Annotated in this window: 8 protein-coding genes; 5 read left to right on the top strand and 3 right to left on the bottom strand. The window is 39.7% G+C overall.

Features of this window, described 5'->3' with window-relative positions; genetic code table 11:
• Positions 1 to 51: 51 nt before the first annotated feature.
• Entirely contained in the window at positions 52 to 2,511 is a 2,460-nt protein-coding gene (locus HGO26_RS08355; RefSeq protein WP_168824502.1) for a 6-hydroxymethylpterin diphosphokinase MptE-like protein, read from the bottom strand.
• Between the two features lie 406 nt (positions 2,512 to 2,917).
• Between HGO26_RS08355 and pseB the strand changes: the two genes are divergently transcribed.
• Positions 2,918 to 3,919: a UDP-N-acetylglucosamine 4,6-dehydratase (inverting) gene (pseB, locus tag HGO26_RS08350; RefSeq protein WP_105251911.1), complete on the top strand. Its 1,002-nt coding sequence runs from the start codon at positions 2,918 to 2,920 to the stop codon at positions 3,917 to 3,919.
• Positions 3,916 to 5,064 carry a UDP-4-amino-4,6-dideoxy-N-acetyl-beta-L-altrosamine transaminase gene (gene pseC, locus HGO26_RS08345; protein ID WP_168824500.1) on the top strand — a complete coding sequence of 383 codons (1,149 nt, stop codon included), beginning with the start codon at positions 3,916 to 3,918 and terminating at the stop codon, positions 5,062 to 5,064. The genes pseB and pseC overlap by 4 nt, the downstream gene beginning before the upstream one ends.
• An 81-nt stretch (positions 5,065 to 5,145) precedes the next feature.
• On the opposite strand, the gene HGO26_RS08340 is transcribed toward pseC, so the two are convergent.
• Positions 5,146 to 6,846, bottom strand: coding sequence for a cytidylyltransferase domain-containing protein (locus HGO26_RS08340; protein ID WP_131523688.1), 1,701 nt, complete (start codon positions 6,844 to 6,846; stop codon positions 5,146 to 5,148).
• Positions 6,839 to 8,761 (bottom strand): glycoside hydrolase, encoded by a 1,923-nt coding sequence (locus tag HGO26_RS08335; RefSeq protein ID WP_168824498.1) that lies wholly within the window; start codon positions 8,759 to 8,761, stop codon positions 6,839 to 6,841. The genes HGO26_RS08340 and HGO26_RS08335 overlap by 8 nt, the downstream gene beginning before the upstream one ends.
• Before the next feature lie 207 nt (positions 8,762 to 8,968).
• On the opposite strand from HGO26_RS08335, the gene HGO26_RS08330 reads away from it, so the two are divergent.
• Genes HGO26_RS08330 through HGO26_RS08320 form a run of 3 tightly spaced genes read left to right on the top strand, consistent with a single transcriptional unit; the run spans position 8,969 to position 12,902 of the window.
• Positions 8,969 to 9,880: a class I SAM-dependent methyltransferase gene (locus tag HGO26_RS08330; protein ID WP_168824496.1), complete on the top strand. Its 912-nt coding sequence runs from the start codon at positions 8,969 to 8,971 to the stop codon at positions 9,878 to 9,880.
• 24 nt (positions 9,881 to 9,904) lie between these two features.
• The gene (locus HGO26_RS08325) at positions 9,905 to 11,110 is read left to right on the top strand and encodes a class I SAM-dependent methyltransferase (protein ID WP_168824494.1); all 1,206 of its coding nucleotides are present in this window, start codon (positions 9,905 to 9,907) and stop codon (positions 11,108 to 11,110) included.
• A 16-nt stretch (positions 11,111 to 11,126) separates the two neighbouring features.
• Positions 11,127 to 12,902 (top strand): 1-deoxy-D-xylulose-5-phosphate synthase, encoded by a 1,776-nt coding sequence (locus HGO26_RS08320; protein WP_168824492.1) that lies wholly within the window; start codon positions 11,127 to 11,129, stop codon positions 12,900 to 12,902.
• Positions 12,903 to 12,904: the final 2 nt, after the last annotated feature.

The raw sequence follows: 12,904 nt of genomic DNA, 5'->3' as shown, positions 1-12,904 counted from the left end.
AATAGTGAAATCACCGAACACGAATATGCGAGTTCGGTGATCTTGAGCCTGTTATTGTGAGACGTTCATTAGTCTTGTGAGTTCAGATAAGTAATCACGTGCCACTTGATTATCGGGATCGGCATTAATTGCATTAGAAAATGCAGTGTGCGAAGCTTCTACTTGATTGATTTCAAACATGAATAATCCAAGTTTTATCCATGTTTGTGTATCCGATGGATACTTCTCTAGGTAATCTAGGTAGACATTAACTGAGTCTTGAATCTTGCCTTGGAGTTTTAAAATATGCGCATACTGAGGCATGTACTCATCACTATAAGCCAAAATTTTGACTAGAGTTGCTGTTGCAAGCTCAAGGTTACTTAGTTTGAGCGCCAGTAAAATAATATGCTTTAACTCCATCTCAGTACAAAGTTCTTCAGGCAGAGCAAGTAAAGCATCTAATGCCTGCTGCGGCTGCTGTTCAAGGCTGAGTTGGAATGATAAGGCGAGGTGGTACAGCCTTTTAGCTTCATTGTCAGATTCAATTAAGGGGAATAAGTTTTGGACTGTAAGTGATAATCCATAACTATTTTCATTCGAGTTTAGTCCCATAATTTTTTTATAGACGCGTTCCATTCCAGAGGCTTTATTTAGCGTATCGATATAAGCTTTTCGTACTTGAGTGATATCTTCTTCAAATTTATCTTTTAATTGTGAAAAAATAAAATTTTCATGCGAGTCAGATAATGCAACTTTATGGTTTTTGCACCATAAGAAAACTCTACCAGGTTGATGATTTTCTAGCCAGACAGGGGCGAGTGGAGCTAATGAGCTAGAATCAATTTCTAATATTCTAAAAACTATTTTTTTGTAAGATTTTATTACTAGTTTAAGAATGTTATGGCAGGTAGTATTAAATGCATCATAGTAATTTATAGTCATTTTATTAATGTGTGATTGAGTCCAATTTTCTGTTTCTCTTGTAGTTAGAAACTTTGAAAACTCAAGATATCCATAGGTTTTAATTAATCTTGTTAGCTCTGGGTACTTTGAGTTTATACTTTTTTCAATCTTATTGACTTCATCAAGTATGACATCAGAGTTCAATGAGTTTAAATTGAGTTTTTTAGATAGCGCTAACGCTTTCTTTGTTAGCTTTAGTAGCTTGGTGAGATCGTCTTTAGCTTTTTTACATTCATCTAATGTTTGTTCTAAGTCAATTTTTTTATTTTGGGTGTCGCACTTTTCTAGGCAAGAAATTATTTTACTACCAAGTTCATCCAGAATAATATTTTTAGTAGAAATATGAGAAATGCCTTCGATTTTTGCAGCATTTTTTGACAAATTTATAAAGTCAACATTAGGATATTTTTTAGCCTCAGATGCTAGTGACTCCATCGCATGGACAAGCTGTATTGGAGTTTCAGCTTGGTAGCCTGCATAGGTTTCGACCCATTTATTATTATGTCCTAAATTAGGGCCTAGATTAGCTTCAACTGTTCCGTTTGCATGAGTGTATCCAGATCTTGAGTAACAATAATCAACACCACTTAATAGTATTTTTTTGAACCCCATCTCAACAGCTAGGCGAATCGAACTATTAGTAACTGTCGGCCCGACAGTAATGATGTTGTCGTGATCCTTTTTGCCACTCCATGGATATCGTTGACCTAGATATATACTTTGTCCTTGCCATTGTGAAAGTACTTTTGGACTAACGTGGTAAGAGTTTACTAGAAGTGTGTTTTCACTTAATGCAAAAATTTCTCGACTAACATCAAAGCTAAACTCTTGTGGATCAACGCAAGTGATAATATCAACTGAAATAGAGTGTTTAGCTAGCTTACCTGCAATACGCGACACTGCAATAATGAAAAGATTGTCACTGTTCTTTATTATCCAATCAATATGCTCATCAAGTGAGGGACCGCCAGCAACGACCAAGCAAGTCTTCCCTTCAAATTTGTTTCTAAGAAGCTTTGCAGGTGTGTGATTGTCTGGGATATTTTCTAGTTGAGTCTGAAAGAATATTTTTTGGGTGAATAAAACTCTATGATTAAAATATTCATCTTGGACTTTGTTTTCTATTCTGCTAAATAGTGAGTTATAGGCTTCTAGGTGTTGGGATGTGACACCAAGAGAAGCATAAATCTCATACTCTCCTTTAGCGAGATATATTTTTATATCCTCTTGTTCTAACTGCTCTAGAAAATCAGTTTCATTTACTATCTTAAAGTTTTTTTGCTTAGCTGACGGGATATCTATAATTAATAATGGTAGCACTTCATCCAATTCGATAAATATAAATTTAGACCCTAAAGCGATTTCCTGTTCTAATGCATAACTTGCTAGCAGTCCTGAGTCCATTCCAATAATAATATTAAGCTTATCTTTAATCGAAAATGCCTTTTTAAACTTATTGTTATAAATTGTTTTTGAGTCAAGATTTTCAAAAGTATGGCGATTTATGCTAGGTAAATAGTATTCATTAAATCGACTTATTGCGAAACTATTCAATATTTTGTTCATTAGTTATACATTCCTATTGGTCGGCAAGTAAGTCAATACGAGCTCTTATCTTATATGCCAAGGCAAAAAATTGCTCAGGTAGAAAACAGCAATAAATACGCCATGTTATTTTTTTGACAGTTTATATTGACATTTAGTCCTCAGGTGTTGATTGACTAGTTAGAAAGGGCTGACTTGATGCAATAAAGTCGAAATTAGCCTATAAAATCATATAATTTTTACGAGTAACTACCTATACTAATAGAGCTTTATAGGTGAGTAAACTACGTTCTAGTAATGATTTTATGCCATGTTGGCTTGTTTTTTGCTTTGATTTAATTGCTTTAGCAGTAAATCGTCAATTGTATAGGTTGCTACGGTTACATTATCAAGATGGAAAGCTAAATTGAGCCACTGGGGAGGCCCTATGTTTGATAACAAAACAATTTTAATTACAGGTGGCACTGGGTCATTTGGGCAGAAATACACAAAAACAATTTTAGAAAGGTATAAGCCCAAACGGTTGATCATTTTTTCCAGAGATGAATTGAAGCAGTTTGAAATGCAGCAGATATTTAATGCTCCCTGTATGCGTTATTTCATTGGAGATGTGCGTGATGCCGACCGCTTAATGCAAGCATTGCAAGATGTCGATTATGTTATCCATGCAGCAGCATTAAAACAGGTACCTGCTGCAGAGTATAATCCTATGGAATGTATCAAGACAAACATTTATGGTGCAGAGAATGTTATTAAGGCAGCTATTGCCAATAAAGTAAAAAAGGTGATCGCCTTATCGACAGATAAAGCTGCGAGTCCAATTAATCTTTATGGTGCGACAAAGTTGGCTTCTGATAAGTTATTTGTTGCAGCCAATAACATCGTAGGTCCTGGGAAAACACGCTTTGCTGCCGTCAGATATGGAAATGTCGTAGGTTCTCGTGGTTCCGTCGTTCCTTATTTTAAGCAGTTGATTGCTAATGGTGCTTCATCTCTTCCTATTACCCATCCCGATATGACACGCTTTTGGATTACACTCCAAGATGGTGTTGATTTTGTTCTTAAAAATTTCTCTAGAATGCAAGGTGGAGAAATTTTTGTACCTAAGATCCCTTCAATACGAATTTCCGATTTAGCGGATGCTTATGGTAATGGATTACCACATGAGATCGTAGGTATTCGTCCTGGTGAAAAAATGCATGAAGTTATGTGTCCAGGTGATGATTCTCATCATACGATAGAATTCTATGATCATTTTGTTATCACACCATCAATTAAATTTTTTGGTCGTGAAAGTGATTTTACAGTTAATGCTTTAAATGAAGTTGGCACTTTAGTTAATTCTGGCTTCGAATATAACTCTGGTAGTAATGTTCATTTTTTAACAGTCGAAGAAATATTAAAACTAGATGAGGAGTCATGTTCATGATTCCATATGGAAGGCATGATATTAATCAGGATGATATCGATGCTGTGCTTGCGGTATTGAAATCAGATTACTTGACACAAGGTCCAGTCGTTCCTGTGTTCGAACAGGCTGTGGCACTGGCTGTTGGTGCAAAATATTCAGTAGCAGTAAATAGTGCTACCTCAGCATTACATATAGCCTGTCTTGCATTAGGTGTAGAAAGGGGGGATTTAGTCTGGACATCTCCTATTACGTTTGTCGCATCAGCAAATAGTGCGCTTTATTGTGGCGCTGAAGTAGACTTTGTTGATGTGGCTCCCTATACCGGTAATATGTGTCCTAAGGCTCTGGCAACAAAACTGCTTCTTGCTGCAGAGGTAGGAAATTTACCAAAGGTGGTTATTCCTGTTCATCTATGCGGTCACAGTTGCGATATGCAGGCCATTTCGGCACTCGCTGATGAATACGGATTTAAGGTTATTGAGGATGCTTCACATGGAATAGGCGGTAGCTATCAGGGTCATAAACTTGGCAGCTGCGAATATTCGGACATTACAGTTTTTAGTTTCCATCCGGTGAAGATTATTACCAGCGCCGAAGGTGGCATGGCAATGACTAACTGCGCAGAGTTGGCAGCAAAAATGGCTCTCTATCGGAGTCATGGAATAACCAAAGTACCTGAAATGATGCTTAGGCCTGATGAAGGGGACTGGTATTACGAGCAGCATTTACTTGGGTTTAATTATCGAATGACGGATTTACATGCTGCTCTGGGACTATCACAAATGAGTCGTCTAGATAATTTTGTGACTAAGCGAAATCAATTGGCTGATATCTATGAGCAAGAACTAGCAGGTTTACGACTGAATGCTGTTGACCCTATACCAGATTCTATCAGCGCTAGACATCTCTATATGGTACGGCTGCAACATGCGGATCAACGTCGTATAGTTTTCGATACAATGCGTCGTAATGATATTCAAGTGCATGTGCATTATTTTCCTGTACATTTGCAGCCATTTTATATTGCTCTTGGTTTTCAGACTGGCGACTTTCCTAATGCTGAACGTTTTTATGAAGAAATTCTCACACTTCCTTTATATCCCACATTGGACCGGTCTGAATTGCAATATATCGTAGCTACGCTTTTTACTTGCATAAGTTAATCTATGCTAGCCAAGTACCATTTCGGCAGCCTCTGGCTGCGAGTAGCATATATCAACTTAAATTTTGTATGGTTCTAGACACTATTGTTCCAATAGCCGTTGAATATCTTCCATCAGATTTATCATACCTGCGTGGTCGTTAAATACTCTGCTTGCTTCTTTTTGTAGTTTTTGTCTTGCGTTGCAATCACTCAATAAAGCTTCAAGTTTTGAGATTGCATCAGGAAGGGAACTACTCGTAAGGCAGCAGTGCTCTTTGATAAGCAATTCGAGTTCTACGCTATCACACAAATGTTGTGTCGGGAGTAATATGCTAGCAGCACTTGAGAAGATGGATTCGAATAGTGACAAGCCATAGCAAGTTAAAATAATTTCTGACTCTGCGATTAACTCATGAAGATCATCGGGATCTGTCAGTACGCTTATTGTTGAACTTAATGGCAATAAGGGGGGGGAGGCCAGTGGTCCTTGTACCCAAATAATAGGCCAATCAGTACAAAGTGTTGATAGTAGCGTGGGTAAAATGGTGCCGTAAGCAAGTGCATCACTGCCACCTGTTAATACAAGAATTTGGTGTTTCTTTGTTTGTTGGGGCATTGAAGAAAATAGATAGTTTTGCCAGCCGACAGAGACCTTAGGATGCTGAAATGATTTATTGAAGCTAGGGATAAATAACCAATCAAGCTCATTTATAATTGATATGAGTTTATCTATCCCTACAATTTTAGTATTTTTATCTCTGAGTGGCTGGAGTGTCTTTCTAAGTGCTGGAAGTGAAATAAAGTCTGGATGTAGATCAAGTAGAATGAGTGGATTTGGATCCAAAATCATGGCTGTTAGCAACTCATTTTCATTCTTATACCAGTGAAGTCGAGGTGATGTTTTTTCAAGTTGTGGTCCTTCATATTGGACGTGTACTATGGCCCCAATTCCAAGATACTCTTGCAATGCATCGGCAATCGATTTGGACCGCTTGTAATGTCCCAAGCCAATAGAGGGTCCTAGATGACAATAGATACTGGCCTTTGCGTACAGTTTATCTGCCGCTTTCTGTTTCACATGATTGTTGATAGCCGCTAGCATTGGATCTTCTAATAACTGTTGTTGCACCCATGCTAGGCTGACGATGGTGTCTACAGTATGGATCTTGTACCAACGGCGATATACTTCTTCCATAAAGCGATAGTCGGCTTGAGTATCTACTGATATTCGGTGTTTTATCTGCGAATAATTTGCGCTATCGGTAATACTTAAGCAGTCAAGCACTGGGGTGATTCTGTCCGCGTAACCCACGTGCTCCCTCGACATGGCACATTGGCTTACAGACATCAGTTTTTCCCATCCTTTGCGACTGTAAAATGCCATGCCTTCGTGAATAGAGATGACTCCATCATGGAGTTTGATGCTGTCTTTGCCCGAAGCCTTAAGCCTTGTCAGGGCATGATCGATAAAATCAGGAGCAATGAGTGGGCAGTCACCGCAAATATAGATAATAAAGTCAGGTGCTTGTCTTTGGATTATGTTATCGAGTCGTGCCATTAGATCGTTAACATCTCCTTCAAAAGGATGGCAACAAATTTGGTGGGTATGTGCCCAATTTATGAGAGGTTTATTAAAATCATCAGCAGTGGTAGCCAGTTCAAAACTATTAACCTCTTGGCACAATGCTAGGCGGCGCCATAACTGTTCAATTAGCGGCTTCCCTGCGAGCTCTAATAAGTGTTTGCCTGCGAGACGACTAGAGTTAAGGCGAGCACCAACAATTGCAAGGGCTTTAGACATGACAAGGTCTCATGGTTGGGGTGATACAGATGGCAAAGTTGAGTAAATGCCCCCCAGATTTTAGGGTTTCATCAGCTTCAGCAAGGGAAAACCACAGACGGTTCAAATATTGATTGTTAATTTTTTTACTTGAGATCATTGGCAGTGCTGCACAGTTGGCAGGGTTCCAACTGATGTGTATTCCCCGAGTCTTACTGCCAAAGCTGATGGTACCATTTGTAGCGCCTAGTGCACTTGAGGAGGATACGATGGAAGATACTGCGGCTCCTTGATCCATGTCATCAGTAATTTGGAAAAACTCATCTTGGTTTCCACCTAAACGTGTTTGGTACCATGCGCGTTGTTCGCAGTCTAATAAAGTCATAAAACCAAGACGTACCGAGGCTTCGGGCCTATGGCTGTCCTCAAAACAAAACCCAGTGTATAAGCTTTCGCTATCCAGTTTATACCATTTAATTAGACCGCCACTGTTTAGCGATTGTTTACAAAAGATAATAAGGCAGCTATCCAGTTCACCTAGTTGATATTCAACTAGGTTGAGATCGGTCACCCTGTCTCTATCACGAAAGCGCTCGAGTAATAAATGGTTGCTATAAAAATCAGCTCCATAGCTGATATGATCGAAATAGCCATGTGAAAGAGTGCCTATAATGGGTTCAAACCCTTGACTGGAAAAGGCTAGAGTATCAATAGCAAGACCTCTATTACCATTGAGAGTTAGGTATAGATAGGGTGTTCGGATATGCAGTCTGCGTCGTTCCGCATCGTAATCTAGTATTACATCTGCTCTGGGAATCCATGGAGCGAAAGTTGGTGACTTTGAGGATGGTGTCGTTAGCTTTAGCGCGTTATAGCGATTTTTTGTTAGATGGGTTCTAAGATCGCTGGCCCAAAGACGGCAAAGGTTTCGCCATTCATTATCATCTGCATTAGGCTTAATTTGGAGTGAGGCGAGGTGTTTATAACATTGGGTATTCAGCAACAGATCGTTGCGCCCGCTTAATCCCCAACGGCACAGATTATATTTGGCTTGTTTTTTTACCGAGACGGGATGATGGGCATTAGTCAATTTCAGTGGTTTGCTCTGCTGCCAAAGCGACAAAAGGCTGGATGGGCATACCCATCGATACTTTTTCATTTCTTTAATAGCATTAAATAATGTTTTAACTCGCTGCCATTCACCTGTTACTTCATTGGCTTCTGTTAGGTAGCGCCCTGGACGAAAATCAAATACCTCAGCATCGCTGCCATACACGGGAAAAGCGATTGTGCCGGGTTTAAGTACTTTGAGCAGATAATTGAGGTAATCTTCCTGTGTTAGTTCTCCATGAACATAACGCTGAAATTTTTGAAAGGCTATAGCGTGGTTCCAGATAACTTTAATTTTTCGGCCGCTCGCGCTTACTAGTGACTGAGGGCGCTCAAGTAACTCAGTGTGCCAGTCAGGATTGTGGGAGAAAGGATTGTCCCACTCTACAACCACTGCTTCGAAACCTTCATCAATATATATATCTAAGAGACCTGCTGAGACCGCCTGCTCATTGAGATAGGCAATATTGGGTTTAATTCCTAGCTCCTGCTGGTAGTAGTCTTGGCCAAGTCTTAAGTTGATTTGGTTTACCTTGGCAGGAATAAGCGGACCAATGATCTGACTATCGCCACTGGCTACTAATTCGCACTTGCCTAATAATAATAATGACTTGAACGCATTGATCCATTCAGGATCTACAGCCTTAATTGCTTCGAGGGTATTTGCTGTCATTTCTAAGCCAAGGGCTACGTCATCTTGGGCTAATTCCAGTAAGGGCCAGTAACAACGTTTAACTACCTCGCCATGCTTCTCATTTTCAATGGATGAGAAGGCAAGGTTTAAGTGGAAAACCGTATACAGGGCAATGGATTGATCCTTTGGCATTTTTTCACTTACCCTTTAATTATTTAGCTAATAATGATAATTGAGTTTAAAAAATTTCAGAAGCAATATATGTACCGCTAGTGAGTAATCAGATGCTAAAATCTTAGCAGCTACAGGGAGTTTGTTACAACTTCATATTAATTGGCTTGAAATTTGCTGATTCTTGGAAAAGCCAAATTAGTGACGCCGTCCATTTGAGGAATAGAGATGCATCAAAAGACTTCTGAACAACACATCGGACATCTTGTCGATGATGTTAATGGTTTCCAAGTGATTGAATGTCAAAGTTGCGGTTTCAAGCACGTGCACCCTCTTCCTACTCTAGATGAACTTGAAAACATATATAGGCACGAATATTACACTACGAATAAGCCTATGTTTATTAAGGAAAGTGGTGAGGATAATTCTTGGTGGGATCAGGTTTATGCTGATCGTTATGAAACATTAGAGTATTTCTTAACGGATACATCACGACGTATTTTGGACGTGGGATCTGGCCCAGGGCATTTTGTTAATTATGGTCGACGGCATGGATGGACTGCATTGGGAATCGAGCCGTCAGCGCAGGCGTGCGAGCATGCAAGAGGTTTAGGAGTAGAGGTTGTTGAGAGTTTTTTTAATCAAGAGACAGTCAATATTCTCGGAAAATTTGATGCAATTCACGCCAACGCTGTCCTTGAACACATACCAAATCCTAGAGAAATGTTGTCACTATGCAGAGAAGCACTAGTACCCGGTGGTATTTTGTGTGTTGTAGTTCCAAATGACTATAACCCATTTCAGGAAACGCTTAGATCTTATGAAGGTTATCGCCCTTGGTGGGTTGCTCCTCCACATCACCTTAATTATTTCAATTTCGAAACCTTAGGTAATTTGCTTGCTTCTGTCGGCTTTGATGTTGTCATGAAGGAAACAACCTTTCCAATAGATATGTTTTTGTTAATGGGTGACAATTATGTTGAGTCACCGGAACTAGGACGTGCTTGCCATAAAAAGCGTATGAGATTCGATACCCAGATGTCGAAGGCTGGTAATAATCAAGTCAAAAGAGATTTTTATCGAGCGCTTGCCAGCGTAGGTATGGGGCGAGAAGTTGTCCTTTTTGCCAAAAAATTATAGATAATATGCCATGTAGGGGTAGATATGAGTAATATCAAAGTATTGATTCAGGCAAGTTCTCGCTCTTGGGCTGGAGGTAGAGATATTTGCATGGGATTGGTTGACGGTGAAATTGCCATTGTAAGGACAATTAAGCGTGCATTGACTGCATTTCCCGAGGCTCAGTTTTGTTTAGTTGCCCCAGAATTTGATCGTGGCGGCGAGCTAAAAGGGATTGTTGATGAAATTGCCGATAAACGATTGCAAGCATTTTATGGATTTGATGAAAGCCCTCTCAGACGTATGGTTGCTGCATCAAGCGAGTTGAATGATGATGATTTCATTGTCCGAGTGGATGGTATTCATTTCTGCTTCGATACTAATCTTAGTCAACAGATGGTTAGTCTCGCACAAAAAAATAATCTTGATTGTATCAAGCTACCTGCTGACTTTCCTGTTCATTTTAGCTCTGAAGTCTTTCGTGTCGGCGCACTTCGGGTGCTGGTTACAATTCTTGATAAACCTGAGTTAGCAAAATTTCACGTTCATCCTAAAACTTATTTTGAACTCAATCGATATGATTATAAGTTTGAACATCTCGAGTCCTTACCTCAATACACGGATGACTATTTAAGAGAGTGTAGGCAGTTGGCACAAGCTATCTATGAGATACCACGTCAAGAAGTGAATAATCATCGGATTGCTTCGGGTGACAGGCTTGGTTATCACTATCAATTAGCGCTTAAATACCTTAAGTCCAATATGAAAGTATTGGATATAGCTTGTGCTGATGGTTACGGTGTTCGAATGATGTCGACATCTCTTGCCACGGTGCACGGAGCTGATCTAGATCCAGAAAGTGTTGCTTACGCTAAAGCTCATTCATCTCAAAAAAATGTTGAGTTTTTTGTTGAAGATATTACTGACATGTCCTTCGATGATGATAGTTATGATGCAGTTACCAGTTTCGAGACATTAGAACATGTGTCTGAAGAGGCTTGTTTGAAAGAGCTACAACGTATCATTAAACCTGGCGGCATGTTAGTTCTAAGCACACCGCAAAACAGTTATGGTCATATTCCAGTGAATTCTTGCCATATAGTCGAATATAGTTTGGATTATCTTCTGAACTTAGTTGGACAGTATTTTCACATTGTTAAAGTGATTGGTATTAAGGCTGGCATTATACACGATGATGCTGATCCCTATGGCACCAATACTGTTCTTGTTTGTATAAAACCTATTCGTTAATTTTTAAGGATTTTTTATGGCAGCCATTGATTATATTGAGTTTGTAGGCTCTCCAGCTGAACTTAAAAAATTGCCAATTGAAGCTCTGGATGGACAGGCCGAAAAAATACGTTGTTTTTTGATAGATAAAATATCTGCCACCGGTGGTCATATTGGTGCCAACCTTTCAGTGATTGAGCTAACCTTGGCAATTCATTTTGTTTTTAATTCTCCTTTTGACAAAATTATTTTTGATACTGGTCACCAAGGATACACCCATAAGCTTTTAACTGGGCGCCGTGCCGCATTTGACTCCCTTAACACTTATAAGGGGATGAGTCGTTTTATCGCTAGGGAAGAAAGTGAGCACGATACTATCGACGCCTCGCACGCTGGTACATCAATTTCATTGGCGACAGGTATCTCTGCTGCGCTTAAAAGCAAAGGAAGTAGGGACTTTACAGTTTCAGTCATCGGAGATGGTTCTCTAGTTGAAGGAATGGCATTTGAGGCTCTAAACTTTGGCAGTGTAGATCGGGATGCCAAACTTATTCTTGTGGTGAATGATAACGAAATGGCAATAGCACCGTCAGTAGGCGGTGTTAGGCAGCTCACTATTGGTGATAATTGGCAAGAAAAATCCCAACACTTTTTTGAAAGTTTAGGTTACGGCTATTTGTCTGTTGCAAATGGTCATTGCACAAAGTCTCTTGTTCAGGCTCTTAAGAATGCAAAGACTCTTGGGCGTCCTACAGTAGTGCATATCAAAACTCTAAAAGGAAAGGGGTTAGATTGCGCAGGTTCTCATCCCTATAAAATGCATTTTTCAATGCCTTTTAATCCAATGACTGGTGAAGGTGCGTCACCTACAGTTGCTGGAAAGACATTTGCGGTTGTTTTTGCTGAAAAATTAGCTGCACTTATGGCATTGGATCCTGATATTCATGTTATCACTCCTGCAACACCCTATGCTTCGTCTTTGGATGGTTTATTTGCCTTGTTCCCAGGTCGAGTCATAGATGTTGGAATGGCGGAGCAACATGCTGTTGGAATGGCTTGTGGTATGGCGCTTGAGGGATTAAAGCCTGTAGTATGTATGCAAACAACCTTTATGCAAAGGGCCTTCGATCAGTTGTTGCATGATGCTTGTTATATGAATTTACCCATCACTGTACTGGGCGTCAGGGCTGGTTTTGCGGGATACGATGGCTCTACTCATCATGGGATTTATGATATTCCGTATTTAAAATCATTCCCGAATATGCAAGTAGAATATCCGATTAATAGTATCGAGGCGCAGAGATTGTTGGAAAGGCGTTTAGTTTCGCCTGTGGGTCCCATGGTTATTTTGCATCCCTATGAGCCTTTAAGTACTTCAGAGCCTGATACTGGAGTTCTTAGCAAGGGGATGTCTATCGCCGCCAAAGGTAAAAATGGTTATATTATTTGTCTTGGAAATACTTTGGCAAAGGCTTGGGAACTCAAATCACTATTGGCAAATTTAGGTAAAACGTTTGGTATTATTTGTGTTCAGAGCATCAAACCTTTTCCTGTAAATGGCATTCTCGATTTGTTGGTTCCTGGAATGGACATTATCACCCTTGAGGAGAGCGTATTAGCGGGGGGCTTTGGTTCTGTATTACTTGAGACCATAAGCGATTCAGATATTAGTCTCAGGGTTTTTAGAAGTGGTGTCGAAGATAGTTTTATAAGGCCAGGAAGTAAGCAAGAATGTAGTGATGAAGCTGGTATTACTGTAAAACAGATAGTGGTGAAAATCCAGCAGCGTTGGATCGAATATCAAGAGGAATAACG

It is taken from the genome of Shewanella oncorhynchi, assembly GCF_012584455.1.
Taxonomy (GTDB): Bacteria; Pseudomonadota; Gammaproteobacteria; order Enterobacterales; family Shewanellaceae; genus Shewanella; species Shewanella oncorhynchi.
Note: the sequence above shows the minus strand (reverse complement) of the source record. Positions and strands in the feature narration are given on the sequence as shown.

Coding starts and splice junctions, on each gene's coding strand:
- pseB (WP_105251911.1), top strand. CDS start 2,918: ATGTTTGATAACAAAACAATTTTAATTACAGGTGGCACTGGGTCATTT.
- HGO26_RS08340 (WP_131523688.1), bottom strand. CDS start 6,846: ATGTCTAAAGCCCTTGCAATTGTTGGTGCTCGCCTTAACTCTAGTCGT.
- HGO26_RS08320 (WP_168824492.1), top strand. CDS start 11,127: ATGGCAGCCATTGATTATATTGAGTTTGTAGGCTCTCCAGCTGAACTT.
- HGO26_RS08335 (WP_168824498.1), bottom strand. CDS start 8,761: ATGCCAAAGGATCAATCCATTGCCCTGTATACGGTTTTCCACTTAAAC.
- HGO26_RS08325 (WP_168824494.1), top strand. CDS start 9,905: ATGAGTAATATCAAAGTATTGATTCAGGCAAGTTCTCGCTCTTGGGCT.
- pseC (WP_168824500.1), top strand. CDS start 3,916: ATGATTCCATATGGAAGGCATGATATTAATCAGGATGATATCGATGCT.
- HGO26_RS08330 (WP_168824496.1), top strand. CDS start 8,969: ATGCATCAAAAGACTTCTGAACAACACATCGGACATCTTGTCGATGAT.
- HGO26_RS08355 (WP_168824502.1), bottom strand. CDS start 2,511: ATGAACAAAATATTGAATAGTTTCGCAATAAGTCGATTTAATGAATAC.